This window comes from Streptomyces albidicamelliae, assembly GCF_025642175.1.
GTDB lineage: Bacteria > Actinomycetota > Actinomycetes > Streptomycetales > Streptomycetaceae > Streptomyces > Streptomyces albidocamelliae.
In genome coordinates this window covers 1,469,599-1,490,716 of the sequence record NZ_CP106795.1, presented here as the reverse complement: position 1 = coordinate 1,490,716, position 21,118 = coordinate 1,469,599, and the positions used below count along the sequence as shown (strand labels likewise).

The window sequence follows — 21,118 nt, the reverse complement described above, 5'->3', positions numbered from 1 at the left end:
TCATCCCTCCCGCGCCGCGGCGCACACCGCGCGCGTGATCCGTTCCAGGTCCGCGTCCGAGGTGACGTACGGCGGCATCGTGTAGATCAGGTCGCGGAAGGGCCGCAGCCACACACCCTCCCGTACGGCCGCCGCGGTCGCCGCGGCCATGTCGACGTCGTGGTCGAGCTGTACGACGCCGATGGCGCCCAGCACGCGGACGTCCCGCACCCCGGGCAGATCCGCGGCCGGTGCGAGTCCCTCGCGCAGGCCCGCCTCGATCCGCCCGACCTGCGCGCGCCAGTCCTGTCCGAGCAGCAGTCCGAGGGACGCGCAGGCCACCGCGGCGGCCAGCGGGTTGCCCATGAACGTCGGACCGTGCGCGAGCACCGGCACCTCGCCGCGCGAGATGCCGTCGGCGACCCGCGCGGTGCACAGCGTGGCCGCCATCGTCAGATAGCCGCCGGTCAGCGCCTTGCCCACGCACATCACGTCCGGGGTGACGGCCGCGTGGTCGGCCGCGAACAGCGCGCCCGTGCGGCCGAATCCGGTGGCGATCTCGTCGAACACCAGCAGCACGTCGTGCGCGTCGCACGCCTCGCGCAGCACCCGCAGGTACGCGGGCGAGTGGAAGCGCATCCCGCCCGCGCCCTGCACCACCGGCTCCACGATGACCGCGGCCAGCTCGTCCGCGTGCCGCGCGATGAGCTCGCGCAGATGCTCGGCGTACGACTCCTCGTACTCCGTGGGCGGCGCGTCCGCGAAGAGCTGGCGCGGGAGCACACCCGTCCACAGCTCGTGCATCCCGCCCTCGGGGTCGCACACCGACATGGGGTTCCAGGTGTCGCCGTGGTAGCCGCCGCGCCAGGTCAGCAGCCGCTGCTTGCCCGTCCGGCCGAGCGAACGCCAGTACTGCAGGCACATCTTCACCGCGACCTCGACCGAGACCGAGCCCGAGTCGGCCAGGAAGACATGCTCCAGGCCGTCCGGTGACATGTCGACAAGGAGCTTCGCGAGCCGTACGGCGGGCTCGTGGGTGAGCCCGCCGAACATCACATGGCTCATCCGGCCCAGCTGCTCGTGCGCGGCCTCGTTGAGCACGGGGTGGTTGTAGCCGTGGATGGCCGACCACCACGACGACATCCCGTCGACCAGCTCGCCCGAACCGTCCGCGAGCCGCAGCCGGACCCCGCTCGCCGACTCCACGACGAGCGGTTCGGCACGGCCCGGCATCGGCCCGTAGGGATGCCAGACGTGCTTGCGGTCCAGTTCCAGCAGCTCCGGGACGCTCGGCCGGGACAGGTCAGGCATTGGGCGCGAGGTCCGTTCCGGCACCACGGCGGCGCACGGCGACGAGATCGGGGCGCGCCTCCTGGGCGGCGGGCGTGGCCGGCGTGGCCGCCGTACCGCACACCCCGCCGGCGGCGTGGGACCCGCAGCCCGCCTCGGCGTGCGAGCCGCAGCCGGCCTCCGCCCCTGACCCGCACCCGGCACCTTCGTGCGAGCCGCAGCCGCCGACGGCGGCCGTGGCCCGGTGCTCCGGGAGCGTGACCTCACCGGCGCCCTCCACCTCGAACCCGGCGTCCGCGATCATCTCCAGGTCGGCCTTGCCGGCCTGGCCCTCGCTGGTCAGGTAGTCGCCGAGGAAGATGGAGTTGGCCAGGTTCAGCGCGAGCGGCTGCATCGTGCGCAGGTGGACCTCGCGGCCGCCCGCGATCCGGACCTCCACGTCCGGGCAGACGAAGCGGACCATCGCGAGGATGCGCAGGCAGCGCTGCGGGGTGAGGTTCCACTCCTTGGCCAGCGGGGTGCCCTCGAACGGGATCAGGAAGTTCACCGGCACGGAGTCCGGGTCCAGCGCGCGCAGGGAGTAGACGACGTCGACCAGGTCCTCGTCGCTCTCGCCCATGCCCGCGATCAGACCGGAGCAGGCGGACAGACCGGCCGCGTGCGCCTTCTGCACCGTGTCCACCCGGTCGGCGTACGTGTGGGTGGTGGTGATGTCCCCGTAGGTGGACTCGGAGGTGTTCAGGTTGTGGTTGTAGGCGTCCGCGCCGGCCTCGCGCAGCCGCTCGGCCTGGCCGTCGGAGAGCAGACCGAGGCAGGCGCACACCTCGACGTCCTCGTTCTGGTCCTTGATGGCCTTGATGGTGTCCGAGACCCGGTCCACGTCCCGGTCGGTCGGACCGCGGCCGCTGGCCACCAGGCAGACGCGCTTGGCGCCGCCGGCCAGCCCGGCGGCGGCCGCCTGGGAGGCCTCGTCCGGCTTGAGCCAGGTGTACTTCAGGATCTCGGCCTTGGAGCCCAGCCGCTGGGAGCAGTAGGAGCAGTCCTCCGGGCACAGGCCGGATTTCAGGTTCACCAGATAGTTGAGTTTCACCCGGCGCCCGAACCAGTGCCGGCGCACCTTGCCGGCCGCGGCCACCACATCGAGCAGGTCGTCGTCGGAGGTGGCCAGCACGGCGAGTGCTTCCTCGCGGGTCGGCAGCTCGCGCCGCAGCCCCTTGTCCACCAGCGTGTTCAGCAGGTCCATGAGGTCCGATCCTGGCCTACGGGACCGCCCCTGGCCAAGGAGACTTTGCACAAGCCCGACAGTTCTCCGTGTGGGTATCGCCACACAGTGGGCGGCCGGACGGCCCGCTAGGGTCTGTGCGCTACCTACAAAAGCACCGGAGGGGTTCATGGCGTTCGGGTGGATCGACGAGCAGGCGCAGGCGCGCCGCCGCGCCGGACTCGTACGGACCCTGCGGCCGCGCCCCGCCGACTCGCCGCTGCTGGACCTGGCGAGCAACGACTACCTGGGCCTGGCGCACCACCCCGAGGTGACCGAGGGCGCGGCGCGGGCCGCCCGCACCTGGGGCGGGGGAGCCACCGGTTCACGTCTGGTCACCGGCACCACCGAGCTGCACGCCGAGCTGGAGCGCGAACTGGCCGCCTTCTGCGGATTCGAGGCGGCCCTGGTCTTCTCCTCCGGTTACGCGGCCAACCTGGCCGCGGTCACCGCGCTCGGCCCGCACGGCTCGCTGATCGTCTCCGACGCGGGCAACCACGCCTCGCTCATCGACGGCTGCCGGCTCGCCAGGGGTGCGACGCAGGTCGTCGGGCACGGCGATCCCGAGGCCGTGCGCAAGGCCCTGGCCACGCACGAGGGGACGGCGATCGTCGTCTCCGACACCGTGTTCTCGGTCGACGGGGACCAGGCGCCGCTGGCCGAACTGGCCGCGGCGTGCCGGGAGCACGGCGCGGGCCTGGTGGTGGACGACGCCCACGGTCTCGGTGTGCTGGGCGAGGGCGGACGGGGCGCGCCGTACGCGACCGGTCTGGCCGGTGCCGAGGACGTGGTCGTGACGGCCACCCTGTCCAAGTCGCTGGGCAGCCAGGGCGGGGTGGTGCTCGGCCCGGCCCGGGTGATCGGCCATCTGGTCAACGCGGCCCGGACATTCATCTTCGACACCGGTCTGGCGCCGGCGGCGGCGGGTGCCGCGCTGGCCGCGCTGCGGCTGCTCGTCCGGGAGCCGGAGCGCGCGGCGCGGGCCCGGGAGGTGGCTTCGGAACTGCACGCACGGCTGACCGCCGCGGGCCTGGAAGCGGTACGTCCGGACGCCGCGGTGGTCTCCGTGCGGGCACCGTCCCCGGAGCAGGCGGTGCGCTGGGCGGCCGACTGCCGTACGGCGGGTCTGGCCGTGGGCTGCTTCCGTCCTCCTTCCGTGCCCGACGGCATCTCACGGCTGAGGCTGACCGCCCGGGCCGACCTCTCCGGGGCCGAGATCGAACGCGCTGTACGAGTGATCGGCGAGACGCGACCATGAGTCGGCGTGACACGGCCGGGCGTCGCCGCGAGGGGATGTGATCAGAGGCGGGCGGGGTCTTGGCGGATCACGGGAGCGTGGTCACGAACCCCGCCCAGCTCTCGGGGGAGAAGAGCAGCGCGGGTCCGGCCGGGTCCTTCGAGTCGCGCACGGCGAGCAGTCCGGCCCAGGGGCCGGTGTGCGGCCGGGCCGTCTCCACGCAGTTGTTGGCTCCCGTGCTGTGGCTGCTGCGCAGCCAGCTCACGTCGTGCAGGTCGGTACTGGCAGGGACGTTCCGAGGCAGAGCGGTCATGGTGCCTCCTTACGCGCCGTCACCTATCCCGGCGATGTAGTCCAACGAGTCCTCGGGTGAAAGGGCTTGGTCCTGAAGGGACTTGAAGGCCTGCGAGTAGGCCACCAGGTCTTCTTTCCGTTCGAGGTAGAGGCTACTCGTCAACTGGTCGACAACAACCACATCCAGATCAGAAGTGCTCGGAAATGAGAAGATAACGAAAGGCCCGGTGAGGCCGACATGCGCTCCGGCGCCGAACGGCAGTACCTGGAGCCGTACTTGGGGCAGCCGGGCCGCCTCCTCCAGCCGCTCCCGCTGCCGTGCCATCACCTCGGGACCGCCGACCTCGCGGCGCAGCACCGCCTCGTCGAGCACCGCGCTGAGCTCCAGCGGCGGGTGCGAACGCAGCACGTCCTGCCTGGCCAGACGCACCTCCACCAGCGCGTCCAGGTGCTCCTCGTCCAGGTCGTTCACGGCCGCCCGGGTCACCGCGCTGGCGTACTCGGCGGTCTGCAGCAGCCCCGGCACGACCGTCGTCTCCAGGGTGCGCATGGCGCTCGCCTGCGACTCCAGACTGATGAAATCCCGGTACGTCGGCGGCAGCACCCCGCGATAGGCGTGCCACCACCGGTTGCTTCCACCGGCCTCCTCCGGCCCCGCCAGCATCAGCAGCAACTCGCGCAAGTGCCCGTCCCGCACCCCGTACGCGTCCAGAAGTAACCGCAGATCGGCCGGTTTCACACCGCTCGCGCCGGTCTCGATGCGGCTCACCTTCGACTGGTGCCAGCCGACCAGCTGCGCCGCCTCCCCGCTCGTGAGCCCCGCACCGGTACGCAGCGTGCGCAGTTCGGCGCCCAGTTTGCGGCGGCGCACCGCGGGACCGTTCTGCATGGGCTCCTCCTTACTCCTTATGGACCGCCCGAATACGGCTGCGCGTCGCAGAGTTCACCGCTTCGGGCGACAGATATATGCATATCTTGGTGGATCGCTCCCCGTGACCGGCCCGGTGATGGCAGTCTGGCGACCAGCACCAGTCCGGGACCGTACTCGAACCATCCGCTCCATGTCGGACTGCGGTCCCGTGGGAAAGGGACGACGTCGCCATGGCAGACCATCTGGAAGCATCCGTCACTCTGCCGAGCGATCCCGCCTCGGTCGCCGCGGCCCGCACCTACGTGGTGGGGACGCTCGCGGAGTGGGGCCTTCCGTCGGACACCGACGTGGCCGACACCGTCCGGCTCATCGTCTCCGAACTCGCCACCAACGCCGTACAGCACACCTTCGGACAGTCACCCACCTTCACGGTCGACATCGCGCTGGACCGTGACGAGCACCTGCGCATCGGCGTCACGGACAGCCATCCCCGCTTCCCCAAGAGACTGCCCGCCGCCGTCCAGCAGGACAACGGGCGCGGCATGGTCATCATCCGCTGCCTCACCGCCGAGTGCGGCGGCAAGCTCCGCGTCCGCCCGACCCGTGAGGGGGGCAAGACGGTCTTCATCGAGCTGCCGTGGGCGCTGCCGGTCGAGCCGGTGACGGCCGGAGGGCAGCAGGAGCCGTAGCCCGGCACGGGCGCCAGAACGCCGCGACGCCCCGGCCGAGGCCTCCGAGGAGGCCTCGGCCGGGGCTGGACACCCGTGTCCGGGACGCCGCTGTTCGCGCTGATCCTCCGTGCGCCGGCCCCGAGCCGCCCGCGGACTCCGGGCGGGCGCCCAGGCGGCACTGACGGACCCTTGGGCCATGGGAGGAGCGGACCCGCCGCCGGGGCCGCTCCTGCCGTGACGTCGGGTCAGCTCACCCGGCCGTACCACACGCTCTTCGTCCAGATCTTCTGCAGCCGCACCACGTCACCGGTCCTGGGCGCGTGCCAGATCTTGCCGTGACCGGCGTAGATGCCGACGTGGTAGACGCTGGAACCGGAGTGGAAGAACACCAGATCGCCTGCCTTGCGGCTCCTGGCCGAGATGTGGTGCGACTTGTTGTACTGCTGGGCGGCGGTGCGCGGCAGCTTCTTGCCCGCCTTCTTGAACGAGTAGAGCGTCAGACCCGAGCAGTCGAAGCGCCGCGGCCCGGTGGCCCCGTACTGGTACGGAGCCCCCTTCTTGGAGGCCGCGATCTTCAGTGCCTTCGTCGCGGTGGCCGCGGTGGTCGCGGCCGAGGCGTCGGTGGCGAGGCCGGGCACCGCGATGGAGCCGCCGACGGCGGCGAGTGTCAGAGCCGAGGCCGTGCCGGCCCGGGCCATCAGCGACGGGACACGATTGAGCGCAGACATGCGCAACCCTTCGTCAGCCGCCTGTGAAGGATGACCTGTCGGATTCGGGCTGGCGAAGTTGCCCGGCCGCGTTGCCGCGGCTTCACCCCAAGGGCTGCTCGGAACATCCGGCCGTCCGCATCCAGCGGACGAACATCCGTTCCGGCGACCCGTCTAGCTTGGGTCCTCCACTCCTGCCGATCCACTCCTGTCGACCGGTCATCCGGGCGGCGGCAGGACTCGGCGTCCGCCCGGATCGCCCCGCCGCCGTGGCGGGGTCTTGTCGTCAGACAGGGATCTTCACTCACAGGTGTCCGAAAATCCCAATGGAATCGGGGATTTGTGGCGTTACTCACCACTCACCCGTTCGGGTGGACATTGCTCTGTTCGAGACGTCGTCAAGTCCCGTTCGTAGCCCCCGACCTGGGGCGGAGCACGTGCCGGGGCACCACGGACCGGTCCCGCGCGCAAGCCGGGAGCGTCAGAAAATCATCTGGATATACCTCGGTCGGCGGACAGTCGTTCGGGCCGTTTCAACTCCGGCCCGAACGGCGCGTCGACGCCCGGGCCCGCGCGGGCCCCACGCGCGTCCGGATCAGCCGACGCCGTCGGGCGGGAGCGCGACGCGAGCGGTGCGGCGCTCGCCGTCCAGCACCCGCAGGGCCCGTGCCAGCGTGTCCCCGTGCAGCTCCGTCTCGCCCCGCGCGTGCATCAGCGCGAGCGCGTCACGCAGCTCCGCCGCCTTGCGCACCAGGGCCTGCGCGGCCCGCAGGCCGGGGTAGGTGGCACCGTCGCGCGCGGGGTTGATCCGTCCCAGCAGGTCGGCCGCCTCCAGGTAACGGTCGATCAACTCGCCCTCCGCCCGGGTCAGCGCGGGCAGCGGCGGCAGTTCCGGAGGCAGCATCGGGCGCTCACCTCGCGTCCGGTGCGCCGGGCACCTCGCGGCGGCTGGGCACGACACCGTCCACCAGGCCGTAGGCCAGGGCCCCGGAGGCGTCCAGGATCAGATCCCGCTCCAGGTCCCGGTGGACCTGCTCCGCCGTGCGCCCCGTGTGCGCCGTGAGGATCGTCTCCGTCAGTGCACGGGTCCGGGCCAACTCCCCGGCCTGGATCGCGAGGTCGCTGGGCTGCCCCCGCACCGGCTCCGGCAGGGTGGGCTGTTCGAGCACCATGCGGGCGCTCGGCAGCGTGAACCGCTTGCCGGGGGTGCCGGCCGCGAGCAGCACCGCGGCGACGGAAACGGCCTGCCCCAGGCAGTACGTCGCGATGTCGCAGCCGACGTACCGCATCGTGTCGTAGATCGCCGTCATCGCCCCGAAGGAACCGCCCGGGGAGTTGATGTACAGCGTGATGTCCCGGTCGGGGGCGGCGTGTTCGAGGTACATGAACTGCGCCGTCACGTCGTTCGCCGCGGCGTCGTCGACCGGTGTGCCGAGGAAGACGACCCGGTCCTCGAAGAGCTTGCCGTACGGATCGAGAGTGCGCGCGCCGCTGCCGACGTGCTCGGTGAACTCGGGCAGGACGTGACGGGCGGACGGTCGGGACATGGGCATACCCCTCCTCATGCCGTGGCCCCTCGCGGACCCGGCTTCTGTACAGAATGTACAGTACGTACGTGACGTTATGATGGGGGCATGGCCTACGAGATTCCGGTGACGCAAGCCAGGGCTGAGCTCGCCGACCTGATCAACCGGGTGGTGTACGGCGGCGAGCGCGTCGTGGTGACCCGCCACGGCAAGCCGCTCGTCGCGATGGTCTCGGCAGCCGATCTGGACCGGCTGGCCGCCCTCGACGAGCAGGGCGAGGACGGGATGGTCAGCACGGTGTCCGGGGTCCGCGAGGCCGGTTCCGTCGCCCGCGAACAGCAGCGCTTCGGCATCGCGGCCGAGCACCGCCGGCCCGGCGCGCCCTAGCCCGCCGGGTATGGGCTGGCCCATCGCACGGTCATCCGGGGCCCAAGGCCTGGTTAACGTCGCTGAAACTCCGGCGAACTAGCCTTCCGCTCCACGCCACCAGGGGTTCTTCTGCCCGCGTTTCGTCATCCTCGGGCAATTTGTCTGTGTGTTACACCTATCCCGCCGTGGTGGCTGCGGCAACCGGACCCCGCACGGTCCGGAGCAAGGACTGTGAGGTGGGACGTGCAACTGACCCCGCACGAACAAGAGAGGCTGCTGATCCACGTGGCGGCCGACGTGGCCGAGAAGCGCAGGGCCCGCGGGCTCAGGCTCAACCACCCGGAGGCGGTCGCCCTCATCACGTCGCACATCCTGGAGGGCGCCCGGGACGGCCGTAGCGTCGCCGAGTTGATGTCCTCCGGCCGCAAACTCCTCACCCGGGACGACGTCATGGACGGCGTGCCCGAGATGATCCACGACGTCCAGGTGGAGGCCACCTTCCCGGACGGCACCAAACTCGTCACGGTCCACGAGCCGATCATCTGAAGGGGGCCGCGATGATTCCCGGAGAGATCCTCTTCGCCGAGGACCCCGTCAACTTCAACGACGGGCGTGAGGTCATCCGTCTGACGGTACTCAACGCCGCCGACCGGCCCGTCCAGGTCGGCTCGCACTACCACTTCGCCGAGGCCAACCCCGGCCTGGAGTTCGACCGCGCGGCCGCGCGCGGCAGGCGGCTGAACATCGCCGCCGGCACCGCCGTGCGCTTCGAACCCGGCATCCCCGTCGACGTCGAACTCGTCGCCCTCGCCGGCACCCGGATCGTGCCCGGCCTGCGCGGGGAGACCGGAGGTGCCCTCGATGCCTGAGATCTCCCGCGGTGCCTACGCCGACCTGTTCGGGCCGACCACCGGCGACCGGATCCGGCTCGCCGACACCGACCTGCTGATCGAGATCGAGGAGGACCGCTCCGGCGGCCCCGGCCGCTCGGGCGACGAGGCCGTCTTCGGCGGCGGCAAGGTCATCCGCGAGTCCATGGGCCAGTCCCGGGCCACCCGGGCCGAGGGCACCCCCGACACCGTGATCACCGGTGTCGTCGTGATCGACCACTGGGGCATCGTCAAGGCCGACGTCGGCATCCGCGACGGGCGGATCACCGGCATCGGCAAGGCCGGCAACCCCGACACCATGGACGGCGTCCACCGCGACCTGGTCATCGGCCCCGAGACCGAGATCATCGCGGGCAACGGCCGCATCCTGACCGCCGGTGCCATCGACGCCCACGTCCACTTCATCTGCCCGCAGGTCGCCGACGAGGCCCTGGCCTCCGGCATCACCACCCTGGTGGGCGGCGGCACCGGTCCCGCCGAGGGCTCCAAGGCGACCACCGTGACGCCCGGCCCCTGGCACCTGGCCCGGATGCTGGAGGCGATGGAGGCGTACCCCGTCAACGTCGGCTTCCTCGGCAAGGGCAACACCGTCAGCCACGAGGCGATGCTCTCCCAGATCCGCGGCGGCGCCGTCGGGCTCAAGCTGCACGAGGACTGGGGCTCCACCCCGGCCGTCATCGACGCCGCGCTCACCGTGGCCGACCGGACCGGCATCCAGGTCGCCATCCACACGGACACCCTGAACGAGGCGGGCTTCGTCGGCGACACCCTCGCCGCGATCGCCGGCCGGGGCATCCACTCGTACCACACCGAGGGTGCGGGCGGCGGGCACGCGCCGGACATCATGACCGTGGTCTCCCGGCCGAACGTCCTGCCCAGCTCCACCAACCCGACCCGGCCGTTCACCGTCAACACCGTCGAGGAACACCTCGACATGCTGATGGTGTGCCACCACCTCAATCCCGCGGTGCCGGAGGACCTGGCGTTCGCGGAGTCCCGGATCAGGCCTTCCACGATCGGCGCGGAGGACATCCTCCACGACCTCGGCGCGATCTCGATCATCTCCTCCGACTCCCAGGCCATGGGACGCGTCGGCGAGGTGGTCCTGCGCACCTGGCAGACGGCCCATGTGATGAAGGGCCGCCGGGGGGCGCTGCCCGGTGACGGCCGCGCGGACAACCACCGGGTACGTCGCTATGTCGCCAAATACACGATCAACCCGGCGCTGGCCCAGGGACTCGCCGCCGAGATCGGCTCGGTCGAGACCGGCAAGCTCGCCGACCTGGTGCTGTGGGAGCCCGCGTTCTTCGGCGTCAAACCGCTCCTCGTCATCAAGGGCGGGCAGATCGCCTACGCGCAGATGGGCGACGCCAACGCCTCCATCCCCACCCCGCAGCCGATCCTGCCCCGCCCGATGTACGGGGCGATCGGCCGGGCCCCGGCCGCCAACTCCGTCAACTTCGTCGCCTCCCTGGCGATCGAGGACGGGCTGCCGGAGCGGCTTCGGCTCGGCAAGCGGTTCGTGGCGATCGAGTCGACGCGCCGGGTCACCAAGGCCGACATGCGGGAGAACGACGCCCGGCCGGACGTCCGGATCGACCCCGACAGTTTCGCCGTGCACATCGACGGCGAACTGGTCGAGGCCACACCGGCGGCCGAACTGCCCATGGCCCAGCGCTACTTCCTCTTCTGAGGGGCGGTGTGATGTCGAGGGCAGCACTGCTCGTCCTGGCCGACGGCCGCTTCCCGGCCGGAGGGCACGCGCACTCCGGCGGGGCGGAGGCGGCCGTCAAGGCCGGCCGGATCACCTCGGCGGCGAGCCTGGAGGCCTTCTGCCGGGGCCGGGCCCACACCGCAGGTCTGGTCGCGGGAGCACTCGCCGCGGCCGCGGTACTCGGAGCGGACGCAGGGGAGCTGGACGCGGCGGCGGACGCGCGGACACCGTCGCCCGCCCTCCGGGCGGCCGCGCGGCGACTCGGCCGGCAACTCCTGCGGGCGGCGCGGGCCAGCTGGCCGTCCGGCGAACTCGACGCGCTGGCCGGCCGGTTCCCGAAGGGGGCGCATCAGCCCGTGGTCCTCGGGCTCGCCGCCCGGGCGGCCGGACTCGGACCCGAGGACGCCGCGTACTGCGCGCTGTACGAGAGCGTGAGCGGGCCGGCCACGGCCACGGTACGGCTCCTCAGCCTCGACCCGTTCGACGCGACCGGCGTCCTGGCCCGGCTGGCACCGGAGCTGGACCGGATCGCCGACACGGCGGTCGAGGCGGCGCGCCGGGTGGCCGACGAGGGCGTCGACGCCCTGCCGTCGGCGTCCGCACCGCTGCTGGAGATCGGCGCGGAATGGCACACGACGTGGCCCCTGAGACTGTTCGCCTCCTGAGCCGCCCCACACTCCGGCGGATCCCTTCGCCAGGGGGCCCCGCCCCCGTCTCCGACAGGGACAGACCCGGACCGGCCCGTCCCCGACCCGGATGAGCCACGAAGGCGGCCCGCCCTCCGATCCCGACCGACCATCGACCCGTCACCCCCGACCCAGACGTCCCCGAACCGATCCCTCAGGCAGCCCCTGCGGGCCCGTATCGGCCCACCTCCGACCTCGGCGGGCCTCGCACCGGTCCACCACCCCTGCCTCAAGCACCCCGCCCCGCCCCCTCACCCCCAACCACGACCGCCCCGCACCTTCCCGTCCGCCCCCCGGGCGGGCGGCGGACGTCAGGGGCGCGCCACAGGAGACGTTCATGCATCTCGACCACGCTCACCACGGGCCCGCCGCTCTCAGTGCGGACGCCCGCCGGCCGGACGGGTCCCGGCGTGCCCTGCGTATCGGGCTCGGCGGGCCCGTCGGGTCGGGCAAGACCGCCACCGTCGCCGCGCTCTGCCGTGCGCTGCGCGCGGAGCTGTCCCTCGCCGTCGTCACCAACGACATCTACACGCGCGAGGACGCCGAGTTCCTGCTCCGGGAGGCCGTCCTGCCGCCCGAGCGGATCACCGCCGTGGAGACGGGCGCCTGCCCGCACACCGCCATCCGGGACGACATCTCCGCCAACCTCGAAGCCGTCGAGGACCTGGAGGAAGCGGTCGGCCCCCTGGACCTGATCCTCGTCGAGTCCGGTGGGGACAACCTCACCGCCACCTTCTCCAAGGGTCTGGTGGACGCCCAGATCTTCGTGATCGACGTGGCCGGCGGCGACGACATCCCGCGCAAGGGCGGCCCCGGCGTCACCACCGCCGACCTGCTCGTCGTCAACAAGACCGACCTCGCCCCCCACGTCGGCTCCGACCTCGCCCGGATGGCCGCGGACGCCAAGGCGCAACGGGCCGAACTGCCGGTCGTCCTACAGTCGTTGCGCGGCGAGACCGGTGTCGCGGACGTGGCCGCCTGGGTGCGGGAGCGACTCGCGTCGTGGACGGCGTGGACGGCGTGACGGCCACCGGGGTCCGCGCGTTCGCGCGGATCGTCGCCCGCGCGGACGGACGCGGCGGTACGGCGCTGCCCGTGCTGGACGGCGAGGGCCCCTGGCGCTGCGCCGCACCAGGGCGAGCGGAGCCGAGGCGAAGGTGCTGGTGGTCGGCGCGATGAGCGGCCCGCTGGGCGGCGACCGTCTCACCCTCGCCGTGCGGGCGGAACGGGGCGCCCGGCTGCACGTCGGTTCCGCCGCCGCCACCCTCGCGCTGCCCGGCCAGACCAAGGACACGGCCCACTACGACGTCCGGCTCGACGTGGCCGAGGACGCGGAACTGCACTGGCTGCCCGAGCAGTTGATCTCGGCCGGCGGCAGCGACCTGTACGTCACCACACGGGCCGAACTCGACGACGGGGCACGACTCGTGCTGCGCGAGGAGCAGGTACTAGGCCGGGCCGGCGAGCAACCGGGTCGGCTCACCAGCCGGTTGACCGTACGGATCGCCGGCCGGACGGTCCTCGACCAGGAGGTGGCCTGCGGTCCCGGAGCGCCGGGTGGCTGGGACGGCCCCGGTGTGCTCGCGGGTCATCGAGCGGTCGGTCAACTGATCGTCGTACGACCGGAGTTCGCCGACCGTCCGATGGCCGCCCGGATGCTGGGGGAGTGCGCCGCGCTGATGCCGCTCGCCGGCCCCGCCGTCCTGGTGAGCGCGGTGGCAGCCGACGCCCTGCGGCTGCGGCGGCTGCTGGACGAGGCACTGCTGCTCCTGGGCCGGTGAACACCCGCCCGCTCAGCGGGACGTGATCATCCGGTTATCGGATTGGTAAAGATGGGTGTCAACCCCTGTTCTCAGACGGCTCACAGCAGAAAGGATCCCCGCCTGACGCACTTACAGCGAAGCTCGGGGAGGGGCCCACTTGAGGCAGAACAGACCGAAGAGCCGCCTGCTGGCACTCGGTTCGGCCGGAGCACTCGTCACCGCCACCCTGATCGCCGGCGCGGTCACCGCGCCCGCCGCGAGCGCCACCGGGCGTCCCGCGCAGGACCGCGAGGCCAAGGGCGCGGAGATCGCCGCCGCCAGGGCGGCCAAGGCCGGCATCCACTGGCAGGACTGCGCGGCCGACTGGGGCCTGGAGAAGCCCATCCAGTGCGGCTGGGTCAGCGTGCCGCTGGACTACGCCCACCCCTACGGCAAGCAGATCAAGCTCGCCGTGGACCGCATCGGCAACACCGGCACCAAGAAGGAGCGCCAGGGCGCGCTCATCTACAACCCGGGCGGTCCCGGCGGGTCCGGCCTGCGCTTCCCGCGCCGGGTCGTCACCCAGAACGCCGTCTGGGCGAACACCGCCAAGGCCTACGACTTCGTCGGGTTCGACCCGCGCGGCGTCGGCCACTCCGCGCTCATCTCCTGCATCGACCCGCAGGAGTTCGTCAAGGCGCCCAAGGCCGACCCGGTGCCCGGCAGCGAGGCCGACAAGAGGGCCCAGCGCAAGCTGGCCCGTGAGTACGCCGAGGGCTGCGGCAAGCGCAGCGGCGCGATGCTGCCGCACATGACGACGCCGAACACCGCCCGCGACCTCGACGTCATCCGTGCCGCGCTCGGCGAGAAGAAGCTCAACTACCTGGGCGTCTCCTACGGCACGTACCTCGGCGCCGTCTACGGCACCCTCTTCCCGGGTCACCTGCGCCGCATGGTCGTGGACAGCGTGGTCGACCCGGCCCGCGAGAACATCTGGTACGAGGCCAACCTGAACCAGGACATCGCGTTCGAGGGCCGCTGGAAGGACTGGGAGGACTGGGTCGCCGCGAACGACGCCGCCTTCCACCTCGGCACCACCCGCGCCGCCGTCCAGGACAAGTGGCTCCAGCTGCGCGCCGCCGCCAAGAAGAGCCCCATCGGCGGGGTCGTCGGCCCGGCCGAGCTGATCTCCTTCTTCCAGAGCGCGCCGTACTACGACTCCTCGTGGGTGCCGGTCGCCACGGTCCTGAGCAAGTACACCGCCGGTGACACCCAGGCGGTGGTCGACGCGGCCGCCCCGGACCTGTCCGACACGGCGGGCAACATCGCCTCGGAGAACAGCAACGCCGTCTACACGGCCGTCGAGTGCGCCGACGCCAAGTGGCCCACCAGCTGGCGGAAGTGGGACCGGGACAACACCCGGCTCAACAAGAGCTACCCGTTCATGACCTGGGCGAACGCCTGGATGAACCTGCCCTGCGCCACCTGGCCGGCCAAGCAGCAGAACCCGCTCGAGGTCAAGACCCACAAGGGCCTGCCGAAGGTCCTGATCGTGCAGTCCACCCGGGACGCGGCCACCCCGTACGAGGGTGCCGTCGAACTGCACAAGCGTTTCAAGGGCTCCCGTCTCATCACCGAGAAGGACGCGGGCTCCCACGGTGTGACCAGCCTGGTCAACCCCTGCATCAACCAGCGCGTCGACGCCTACCTGCTCTCCGGCAAGCTGGACGGCAAGGACGTGACCTGCGCCCCGCACGCCACGCCCAAGCCGTAACCCCCGCGGAACGGTGACGAGGGGCGGCCGGTCCTCCGGCCGCCCCTCGCTCCTGTCCGGGGCTCACGCGCCGAGCCAGGCGTCCTCCGCCGCGTAGTCGAACAGGTCGCCGTAGGCCTGCGCCATCTTCGGGTACGCCGTACGCCAGTCCGTTCCGGCGAGCCGGTCGGCGATGGACGCCACGGTCTCGGGGAGGGAGTCGGCGTACCCGACCACCGGGCGGTAGCCCAGTTCCCGCTCCGCCGCCGACATGTCGACGACGACCGGACGCGGCACCGACCAGGGAGTCTCGCCCACCCGCGGAGCCGGGGGAGGGCCGTCGACGGACACCGTCTCGGTGCGCACCCCCATCACCGCGTCGATCGCCGCGGCGATCGAGGCGACCGTGGGCGCCTCCGCGTCGCAGGCGTTCAGCACCCGGGACCCGGGCCGCGCCGCGGCCAGCCGGATCAGCTCGGCGAGGTTGTGCACGCTCGCCGGATGGAAGCGGCTCGCCCCGCCGTACGCGAGCACACGACGTCCCCGCCCGTCCAGGTTCCGCTTGACGAAGTACAGCTCGCGGGGGCTGCGGCAGTGCGGTCCGTGCACCGCGCCCGCCCGCAGCACGGTGGCCGGCAACCGGTCGCCCGCCGCCAGGAGTTCCCGCTCCAGCGCCACCTTGCGCGTGCTGTACGTGGCCTCGCCGGGAGCCACCGTCCGCTGGGTCTCCGGCAGGGGCACCGGGTACTCCGGGAAGCCGTCGGGCCGCTCCTGGGTGTCGAAGCCACGGCCCCTGCCGTCCTCGTACACCGACACGCTGGAGATGACCACGGCCGACCCGATCCGGTCGGCGAGGGCGGTCAACTGCCGGGCGTGCGCGGCCCCGAAGGCGACCATGTCGACCAGCACGTCGCAGCCGCCGCCGACCACCCGGGCCAGCGCGTCCCCGTCCTCCCGGTCCAGCCGTACGGTCCGTACCCCCTCCGGCCAGGCCGCGTCCCGGCCGCCGCTCCGCGAGGCGGCCGTCACCGCCCAGCCGTCCCGCGCCAGCGCGTTCACCGCCGGACGCCCGATCTGCCCCGCCGCTCCGATCACCACAGCACGTCTCATCCCGCGACCGTACGGCCGGGCGGACACGGCACGCCACGGTCCTCTGCCGACGGCAGAAGCCGTCAGCCGAGCGGCGCCCGGGGGAACCGCCGCTCCCGCACGCCCTTCTCCGCCGCCCGCCGCTCCTTGACGACGGCCGCGTACTCGTCGACGTACTCCTGCTCGGACAGCGTCAGGATGGCGTACATGAGTTCGTCGGTGATGGCCCGCAGGACCGCCTTCTCGTTCTCCATGCCGGCGTACCGGGAGAAGTCGAGCGGCTTGCCGAAACGGATGGTCACGGGGTGCATCCTCGGGACCACCTTGCCGGGCGGCTGCGCCTCGAAGGTGCCGATCATCGCGCAGGGCACCACCGGCACGCCCGCCCGCAGCGCCATCACCGCGACACCTACCTTGCCCTTGTAGAGGCGGCCGTCGTGCGAGCGGGTCCCCTCCGGGTAGATGCCGAGCAGTTCCCCCCTGCCGAGCACCCCGAGGCCCTCGCGGATCGCGGCCTGCCCCGCCTCCTTGCCGGAGCGGTCCACCGGGATCTGGCCGGCGCTGCGGAAGAAGAACGCGGTGAGCCTGCCCTTGACCCCCGGCCCGGTGAAGTACTCCGCCTTGGCCAGGAAGGTGATGCGCCGCTTCAGGATCGCGGGCATCAGGAAGTGGTCGGAGAACGACAGGTGGTTGCCCGCGACGATCGCGGGACCCTCCGCGGGCACGTTCTCCAGGCCCTCGATCCGGGGCCGGAAGACGAGTCTGAGCAAGGGGCCCAACAGCACGTACTTGAGCAGGTAGTAGAACACGTCTCGCCCCTCACTCTGCCGGATGCGGCTCGACACCGGTGGATGAGCGCCCATGATCTCCGAGCGGGCCCGGACAGCGCTCCCCGTCATCTGTAACCGTCCGGAATCCACCTCATGCCGCCCCCGGGCCCGGGGTTACGGAACCACGCGCGCACGGCCCTTACGGTCCACACGTGCCGGGCACACGGGCGGGGCCGGTGCCCGCGGCACCGGCCCCGCCCGCGGATCCGTCAGACCAGCACCTTCTCCAGGGCCGCCAGCGCGGAGCGCAGCTCCTCCGCCGTGATGGTCAGCGGGGGCGCCAGCCGGATCGTGGAGCCGTGGGTGTCCTTGACCAGGACGCCCTCCCGCATCAGCCGCTCACTGATCTCACGGCCGGTACCGATCGCCGGGTCGACGTCGACGCCCGCCCACAGTCCGCGCGAGCGGAAGCCGAGCACGCCCCGGCCGACCAGCTCCGTCAGCCCGTCCCGCAGGACCACGCCGAGATCGGCGGCCCGGCGCTGGAACTCCCCGGTCTCCAGCAGCCCCACCACGGCCGTGCCGACGGCCGCGGCGAGCGGGTTGCCGCCGAACGTCGAGCCGTGCTCGCCCGGGTGCAGCACGCCCAGCACCTCGCGCCGGGCCACCACCGCCGACACCGGCACGATGCCGCCGCCCAGCGCCTTGCCGAGCAGCAGCACGTCCGGCACCACGTCCTCGTGCTCGACGGCGAGGGTACGGCCCGTACGGCCGAGGCCGGACTGGATCTCGTCCGCGATGAACAGGCAGCCCTTGCGCCGGGTCAGTTCGCGCACGCCGGCCAGATAGCCCTCGTCCGGGATGACGACACCGGCCTCGCCCTGGATGGGCTCGATCAGCACCGCCGCCGTCGTCTCGTCGACGGCCTCCTCCAGCGCCGCCAGGTCGTTGTACGGCACGATCCGGAAGCCCGGCGTGAACGGGCCGAAGCCCGCGCGGGCCGTCTCGTCCGTGGAGAAACTGACGATGGTCGTCGTCCGGCCGTGGAAGTTCTCCGCCGCGACCACGATCGTCGCCCGGTCGGCCGGGACGCCCTTCACGTCGTACGCCCACTTGCGGGCCACCTTGATGCCGCTCTCCACGGCCTCCGCGCCGGTGTTCATGGGCAGCACCATGTCAAGACCGGTCAGCTCCCCGAGCCGCTCCGCGAACTCCGCGAGCCGGTCGTTGTGGAAGGCGCGGGAGGTGAGCGTCAGCTGGTCCAGCTGCCGGTGCGCGGCCTCGACCAGGGCCGGGTGCCGGTGGCCGAAGTTGAGCGCCGAGTATCCGGCGAGCATGTCGAGGTAGCGCTTGCCCTCGACGTCCTCCACCCAGGTCCCCTCGGCCCGGGCCACCACCACGGGCAGCGGGTGGTAGTTGTGCGCGAGGACGGGCTCCTCCGCACGGATCAGCTCGGCGGACGTGCGCGTGCGCGCGGGTGCGGTCATCAGCGGATCTCCTGGGTGCAGCACTTGATGCCGCCGCCGGCCTTGTGGAACTCCGACAGGTCGACGGGGACGGGGACGTAGCCGTGGCGGGCCAGGCGCTCGGCGAGGGCCTCGGCGTGGGGTGCGATGAAGACGTTGCGGCCGTCGGACACGGAGTTCAGGCCGAACGCCATCGCGTCCTCCCGGGTGGCGAGCACGGCGTCCGGGTACAGCCGCCGCAGCACCTCCCGGCTGCCCGCCGAGAACGCCTCCGGGTAGTAGCAGATGTTGTCGTCGTCCAGCACGAACAGCGCCGTGTCCAGGTGGTAGAAGTACGGGTCCACCAGGGTCAGGCCGATCACCGGGTGGCCGAGGAACTCCTGCGCCTCACGGTGGGCCTCGCGGGTGGTGCGGAACCCGGTGCCGGCGAGCACGTACCGGCCCGTCCACACCAGGTCGCCCTCGCCCTCCGACACCGACTCGGGGCGGTACACGTCGTAGCCCGCCGCCTTGAACCAGGTGTCGTAGTGGACCGACTCGGGACGCCGCTCCGGCGCGTGGAAGAGGGAGCCGAAGACCCGGCCGCCGACCACGAACGCGGCGTTCGCGGCGAAGACCATGTCCGGCAGGCCGGCGACCGGCTCGACGGACTCGACGGTGTGACCGTGGGCGCGGTACGTGCGGATCAGCGCCTGCCACTGGTCACGGGCGAGGTCCACGTCGACGGGCCGGTCGGGATGCATCCATGGATTGATCGCGTACTGCACCGCGAAATGTGCGGGTTCGCAGACGAGAAAGCGCCGGTGGCGCGGCACACGATGTTCGGACACAGAGGGTTTCCTCCGCTTTCCAGTGTGTCACTGAGGGATGACACCACGGTAGGAAGCCCGGATCACCGCGACAAGCGCGAAAGGCTGCGCGTCGGCGCACCATCGCTGCGTCGTGACCAGGGCGGACGCACGACCGTTGCGCATGACCGGGGTCATTCCGGCGCCGCATGGGTGGCGCCCGCCTCCGGGCTTTCCGGGAGGAGGTGGGACAACACCATCACACTGATCGTCTTGCGGATGAACGGCTCGGTGCGGATCCGTTCCAGCACCTCCTCGAAGTGCTCCACGTCCCGCGCCCGCACGTGCAGCAGCGCGTCGGCGCCGCCGGTCACGGTCATGGCGGCGGTGATCTCCGGGTGGTTGCGGACCACCTCCGCCAGGCGCCGCGGCGGGGCCGCGCCCTCGCAGTAGACCTCGACGTACGCCTCCGTGCGCCAGCCGAGCGCCGAGGGCTGCACCGTCGCCGTGAACCCCGTGATCACCCCGGTCTCCCGCAGCCGGTCCACCCGCCGCTTGACCGCGGTCGCGGACAGCCCCACGTCCGCCCCGATCTCGGCGAAGCTGGTGCGGGCGTTCGCCATCAGCGCGGTGGTGATCTTGCGGTCGAGGTCGTCGAACGTGGGCGTCCTGCTGTTCATGCGGGCACTGTAGGTCAGCCCCGCCACCGGGGCGCCCTCAGGACTGGGTGACGACCATCGCGAGTGTCAGCAGCCCCAGGACGACCCAGCCGAACCACAGCCAGCCGTTGCTGCCGAGAGCGACCGTGTAGGCGGTCACGACGACGAGACCGCCGACCGTGAGGGCCCCCATCGCCCTGGTGGAGCCGTTCGTGGAACCGTTCGTTGGGCCGTTCGTGGAACCGGGCATCGCGACACCCTCCTCGTGGACCGTCCCCACCATGGTGCCCCGGTTCCCGCCCGTACGGGATGCCCGGACGGAAAGCGCTCCCGCCTAGCCCTCGCGTGCGTTCAGCGAAGCCAGGTAGGCGTTGTACGCCTCCAGCTCCTTGTCGCCGTCCCGGTCCGCGGCCCGGTCCTTGCGCTTGGCCTGCCGCTGCTCGGAGCCGTACCACTGGAACAGCAGCGCGATCAGCACCAGCACGGACGGGATCTCGCTGAAGGCCCACGCGATGCCGCCGGCCGCGTTCTGGTCGGCGAGCGCGTCGATGCCGAGGGAGACGGGCGGGTTCCGGAAGGTCTCCACCATCGGCGTCGACGCCATCATCAGCGCGATGCCGAAGAACGCGTGGAACGGCATGCCCGCGAACAGCTCCAGCATCCGCATCAGGTACCCCGGCCGGTGCGGGCCCGGGTCCACGCCGATGATCGGCCAGAAGAACACGACACCGACCGCGAGGAAGTGCACCATCATCGCGACGTGCCCCGTCCGGGAACCCATCAGGAAGTCGAAGAGCGGACTGAAGTACAGCGCGTACAGGCTCGCGATGAACAGCGGGATCGTGAACGCGGGGTGGGTGACGACCCGCATGTACCGGCTGTGCAGCAACGCCAGCAGCACCTCGCGCGGGCCCTTCCTGCCCCGGCCGGCGGTCGGCAGCGCCCGCAGCGCCAGCGTGACCGGGGCGCCGAGGAGGATCAGGATCGGCGACAGCATACTGATCACCATGTGCTGCACCATGTGCACGCTGAACATGACCATGCCGTAGTCGTTCAGCCTGGTGCACATCACCAGCGCGATGGTGAGCACACCGACGACGTACGACACCGTGCGGCTGACGGGCCAGGCGTCCCCGCGCCGCCGCAGCCGTACGACCCCCCAGCCGTACAGGGCCAGGCCGGCCAGACAGGCGAGGAGGAAGAAGGGGTCCGCCGACCACGCAAGCCCTCGTGCCAGCGTGAACGGCGGCAGATCCATCATCATGCCGTGCCCGCTGTGATCCATCCGCCGGCTCCTGATTCGTGGGGGTTGTACGCGTCTGTCCGCCCACAAGAGTAGAACCGCCCCCGGTCACG

General features: G+C 71.8%; 23 protein-coding genes, 1 pseudogene and 1 riboswitch. Of the genes and pseudogenes, 10 read left to right on the top strand and 14 right to left on the bottom strand.

Annotated elements, in window-relative coordinates; genetic code table 11:
* Together N8I86_RS06970 and bioB are read right to left on the bottom strand one after the other, a co-directional pair.
* Positions 1 to 1,290 (bottom strand): adenosylmethionine--8-amino-7-oxononanoate transaminase, encoded by a 1,290-nt coding sequence (locus N8I86_RS06970; RefSeq protein ID WP_073895048.1) that lies wholly within the window; start codon positions 1,288 to 1,290, stop codon positions 1 to 3.
* Positions 1,283 to 2,512: a biotin synthase BioB gene (gene bioB, locus N8I86_RS06965; protein ID WP_263277399.1), complete on the bottom strand. Its 1,230-nt coding sequence runs from the start codon at positions 2,510 to 2,512 to the stop codon at positions 1,283 to 1,285. The genes N8I86_RS06970 and bioB overlap by 8 nt, the downstream gene beginning before the upstream one ends.
* A 148-nt stretch (positions 2,513 to 2,660) precedes the next feature.
* Between bioB and N8I86_RS06960 the strand changes: the two genes are divergently transcribed.
* Entirely contained in the window at positions 2,661 to 3,788 is a 1,128-nt protein-coding gene (locus tag N8I86_RS06960; protein WP_263277398.1) for an 8-amino-7-oxononanoate synthase, read from the top strand.
* 67 nt (positions 3,789 to 3,855) lie between these two features.
* On the opposite strand, the gene N8I86_RS06955 is transcribed toward N8I86_RS06960, so the two are convergent.
* Positions 3,856 to 4,080: a DUF397 domain-containing protein gene (locus N8I86_RS06955; protein WP_123438665.1), complete on the bottom strand. Its 225-nt coding sequence runs from the start codon at positions 4,078 to 4,080 to the stop codon at positions 3,856 to 3,858.
* Positions 4,081 to 4,089: 9 nt separating this feature from the next.
* Entirely contained in the window at positions 4,090 to 4,950 is an 861-nt protein-coding gene (locus tag N8I86_RS06950; protein WP_263277397.1) for a helix-turn-helix domain-containing protein, read from the bottom strand.
* Positions 4,951 to 5,162: 212 nt separating this feature from the next.
* On the opposite strand from N8I86_RS06950, the gene N8I86_RS06945 reads away from it, so the two are divergent.
* A complete protein-coding gene (locus tag N8I86_RS06945; protein ID WP_073895038.1) occupies positions 5,163 to 5,621 on the top strand; it encodes an ATP-binding protein in 459 nt (152 codons plus the stop codon).
* A 227-nt stretch (positions 5,622 to 5,848) separates the two neighbouring features.
* Here the strand turns inward: N8I86_RS06945 and N8I86_RS06940 are convergent, their stop codons facing one another.
* From N8I86_RS06940 to N8I86_RS06930, 3 genes are all read right to left on the bottom strand, one after another.
* Positions 5,849 to 6,331: a C40 family peptidase gene (locus tag N8I86_RS06940; protein ID WP_073895036.1), complete on the bottom strand. Its 483-nt coding sequence runs from the start codon at positions 6,329 to 6,331 to the stop codon at positions 5,849 to 5,851.
* A gap of 3 nt (positions 6,332 to 6,334) precedes the next feature.
* A riboswitch (cyclic di-AMP (ydaO/yuaA leader) is annotated at positions 6,335 to 6,488 on the bottom strand.
* 417 nt (positions 6,489 to 6,905) lie between these two features.
* Entirely contained in the window at positions 6,906 to 7,214 is a 309-nt protein-coding gene (locus tag N8I86_RS06935; RefSeq protein ID WP_073895034.1) for a hypothetical protein, read from the bottom strand.
* Positions 7,215 to 7,221: 7 nt separating this feature from the next.
* On the bottom strand, positions 7,222 to 7,857 hold the full coding sequence (locus N8I86_RS06930) for an ATP-dependent Clp protease proteolytic subunit (RefSeq protein WP_263277396.1): 636 nt from the start codon (positions 7,855 to 7,857) through the stop codon (positions 7,222 to 7,224).
* Positions 7,858 to 7,944: 87 nt separating this feature from the next.
* Here N8I86_RS06930 and N8I86_RS06925 point away from each other — a divergent pair, with 87 nt between their 5' ends.
* From N8I86_RS06925 to N8I86_RS06890, 8 genes and pseudogenes are all read left to right on the top strand, one after another.
* On the top strand, positions 7,945 to 8,223 hold the full coding sequence (locus N8I86_RS06925; RefSeq protein ID WP_073895030.1) for a type II toxin-antitoxin system Phd/YefM family antitoxin: 279 nt from the start codon (positions 7,945 to 7,947) through the stop codon (positions 8,221 to 8,223).
* A gap of 225 nt (positions 8,224 to 8,448) precedes the next feature.
* Complete coding sequence (locus N8I86_RS06920) at positions 8,449 to 8,751, top strand: urease subunit gamma (RefSeq protein WP_073895028.1); 303 nt, start codon at positions 8,449 to 8,451, stop codon at positions 8,749 to 8,751.
* 11 nt (positions 8,752 to 8,762) lie between these two features.
* Positions 8,763 to 9,074: an urease subunit beta gene (locus tag N8I86_RS06915; protein ID WP_263277395.1), complete on the top strand. Its 312-nt coding sequence runs from the start codon at positions 8,763 to 8,765 to the stop codon at positions 9,072 to 9,074.
* Complete coding sequence (locus N8I86_RS06910; RefSeq protein WP_073895024.1) at positions 9,067 to 10,788, top strand: urease subunit alpha; 1,722 nt, start codon at positions 9,067 to 9,069, stop codon at positions 10,786 to 10,788. The genes N8I86_RS06915 and N8I86_RS06910 overlap by 8 nt, the downstream gene beginning before the upstream one ends.
* 11 nt (positions 10,789 to 10,799) lie before the next feature.
* Complete coding sequence (locus tag N8I86_RS06905; protein WP_263277394.1) at positions 10,800 to 11,474, top strand: urease accessory protein UreF; 675 nt, start codon at positions 10,800 to 10,802, stop codon at positions 11,472 to 11,474.
* Positions 11,475 to 11,832: 358 nt separating this feature from the next.
* Entirely contained in the window at positions 11,833 to 12,519 is a 687-nt protein-coding gene (gene ureG / locus N8I86_RS06900) for an urease accessory protein UreG (protein WP_263277393.1), read from the top strand.
* A pseudogene (locus tag N8I86_RS06895) lies at positions 12,507 to 13,276 on the top strand (urease accessory protein UreD). Before ureG ends, N8I86_RS06895 begins: the two are co-directional and overlap by 13 nt.
* Before the next feature lie 139 nt (positions 13,277 to 13,415).
* A complete protein-coding gene (locus N8I86_RS06890) occupies positions 13,416 to 15,011 on the top strand; it encodes an alpha/beta hydrolase (RefSeq protein ID WP_263277392.1) in 1,596 nt (531 codons plus the stop codon).
* A gap of 63 nt (positions 15,012 to 15,074) precedes the next feature.
* On the opposite strand, the gene N8I86_RS06885 is transcribed toward N8I86_RS06890, so the two are convergent.
* From N8I86_RS06885 to N8I86_RS06855, 7 genes are all read right to left on the bottom strand, one after another.
* Positions 15,075 to 16,088, bottom strand: coding sequence for an NAD-dependent epimerase/dehydratase family protein (locus N8I86_RS06885; protein WP_263280077.1), 1,014 nt, complete (start codon positions 16,086 to 16,088; stop codon positions 15,075 to 15,077).
* A 74-nt stretch (positions 16,089 to 16,162) separates the two neighbouring features.
* A complete protein-coding gene (locus tag N8I86_RS06880; RefSeq protein ID WP_073895016.1) occupies positions 16,163 to 16,888 on the bottom strand; it encodes a lysophospholipid acyltransferase family protein in 726 nt (241 codons plus the stop codon).
* A gap of 230 nt (positions 16,889 to 17,118) precedes the next feature.
* On the bottom strand, positions 17,119 to 18,336 hold the full coding sequence (gene rocD / locus N8I86_RS06875; RefSeq protein ID WP_123438676.1) for an ornithine--oxo-acid transaminase: 1,218 nt from the start codon (positions 18,334 to 18,336) through the stop codon (positions 17,119 to 17,121).
* On the bottom strand, positions 18,336 to 19,145 hold the full coding sequence (gene ddaH / locus N8I86_RS06870; protein ID WP_263277391.1) for a dimethylargininase: 810 nt from the start codon (positions 19,143 to 19,145) through the stop codon (positions 18,336 to 18,338). The genes rocD and ddaH overlap by 1 nt, the downstream gene beginning before the upstream one ends.
* 152 nt (positions 19,146 to 19,297) lie before the next feature.
* Positions 19,298 to 19,783 carry an Lrp/AsnC family transcriptional regulator gene (locus N8I86_RS06865; protein ID WP_073895370.1) on the bottom strand — a complete coding sequence of 162 codons (486 nt, stop codon included), beginning with the start codon at positions 19,781 to 19,783 and terminating at the stop codon, positions 19,298 to 19,300.
* Positions 19,784 to 19,820: 37 nt separating this feature from the next.
* Complete coding sequence (locus N8I86_RS06860; protein WP_073895368.1) at positions 19,821 to 20,012, bottom strand: hypothetical protein; 192 nt, start codon at positions 20,010 to 20,012, stop codon at positions 19,821 to 19,823.
* An 84-nt stretch (positions 20,013 to 20,096) separates the two neighbouring features.
* Positions 20,097 to 21,047: a cytochrome c oxidase assembly protein gene (locus N8I86_RS06855; protein WP_073895010.1), complete on the bottom strand. Its 951-nt coding sequence runs from the start codon at positions 21,045 to 21,047 to the stop codon at positions 20,097 to 20,099.
* Between the last annotated feature and the right edge of the window lie 71 nt (positions 21,048 to 21,118).

Bases quoted from the DNA above. Each gene is read 5' to 3' on its own strand.
- N8I86_RS06960 (WP_263277398.1), top strand. From the start codon at position 2,661: ATGGCGTTCGGGTGGATCGACGAGCAGGCGCAGGCGCGCCGCCGCGCC.
- N8I86_RS06930 (WP_263277396.1), bottom strand. From the start codon at position 7,857: ATGTCCCGACCGTCCGCCCGTCACGTCCTGCCCGAGTTCACCGAGCAC.
- N8I86_RS06950 (WP_263277397.1), bottom strand. From the start codon at position 4,950: ATGCAGAACGGTCCCGCGGTGCGCCGCCGCAAACTGGGCGCCGAACTG.
- N8I86_RS06935 (WP_073895034.1), bottom strand. From the start codon at position 7,214: ATGCTGCCTCCGGAACTGCCGCCGCTGCCCGCGCTGACCCGGGCGGAG.
- N8I86_RS06855 (WP_073895010.1), bottom strand. From the start codon at position 21,047: ATGGATCACAGCGGGCACGGCATGATGATGGATCTGCCGCCGTTCACG.
- N8I86_RS06915 (WP_263277395.1), top strand. From the start codon at position 8,763: ATGATTCCCGGAGAGATCCTCTTCGCCGAGGACCCCGTCAACTTCAAC.
- bioB (WP_263277399.1), bottom strand. From the start codon at position 2,512: ATGGACCTGCTGAACACGCTGGTGGACAAGGGGCTGCGGCGCGAGCTG.
- ureG (WP_263277393.1), top strand. From the start codon at position 11,833: ATGCATCTCGACCACGCTCACCACGGGCCCGCCGCTCTCAGTGCGGAC.
- N8I86_RS06945 (WP_073895038.1), top strand. From the start codon at position 5,163: ATGGCAGACCATCTGGAAGCATCCGTCACTCTGCCGAGCGATCCCGCC.
- N8I86_RS06910 (WP_073895024.1), top strand. From the start codon at position 9,067: ATGCCTGAGATCTCCCGCGGTGCCTACGCCGACCTGTTCGGGCCGACC.
- N8I86_RS06860 (WP_073895368.1), bottom strand. From the start codon at position 20,012: ATGCCCGGTTCCACGAACGGCCCAACGAACGGTTCCACGAACGGCTCC.
- N8I86_RS06955 (WP_123438665.1), bottom strand. From the start codon at position 4,080: ATGACCGCTCTGCCTCGGAACGTCCCTGCCAGTACCGACCTGCACGAC.
- N8I86_RS06905 (WP_263277394.1), top strand. From the start codon at position 10,800: ATGTCGAGGGCAGCACTGCTCGTCCTGGCCGACGGCCGCTTCCCGGCC.
- N8I86_RS06940 (WP_073895036.1), bottom strand. From the start codon at position 6,331: ATGTCTGCGCTCAATCGTGTCCCGTCGCTGATGGCCCGGGCCGGCACG.
- N8I86_RS06970 (WP_073895048.1), bottom strand. From the start codon at position 1,290: ATGCCTGACCTGTCCCGGCCGAGCGTCCCGGAGCTGCTGGAACTGGAC.
- N8I86_RS06865 (WP_073895370.1), bottom strand. From the start codon at position 19,783: ATGAACAGCAGGACGCCCACGTTCGACGACCTCGACCGCAAGATCACC.
- N8I86_RS06925 (WP_073895030.1), top strand. From the start codon at position 7,945: ATGGCCTACGAGATTCCGGTGACGCAAGCCAGGGCTGAGCTCGCCGAC.
- rocD (WP_123438676.1), bottom strand. From the start codon at position 18,336: ATGACCGCACCCGCGCGCACGCGCACGTCCGCCGAGCTGATCCGTGCG.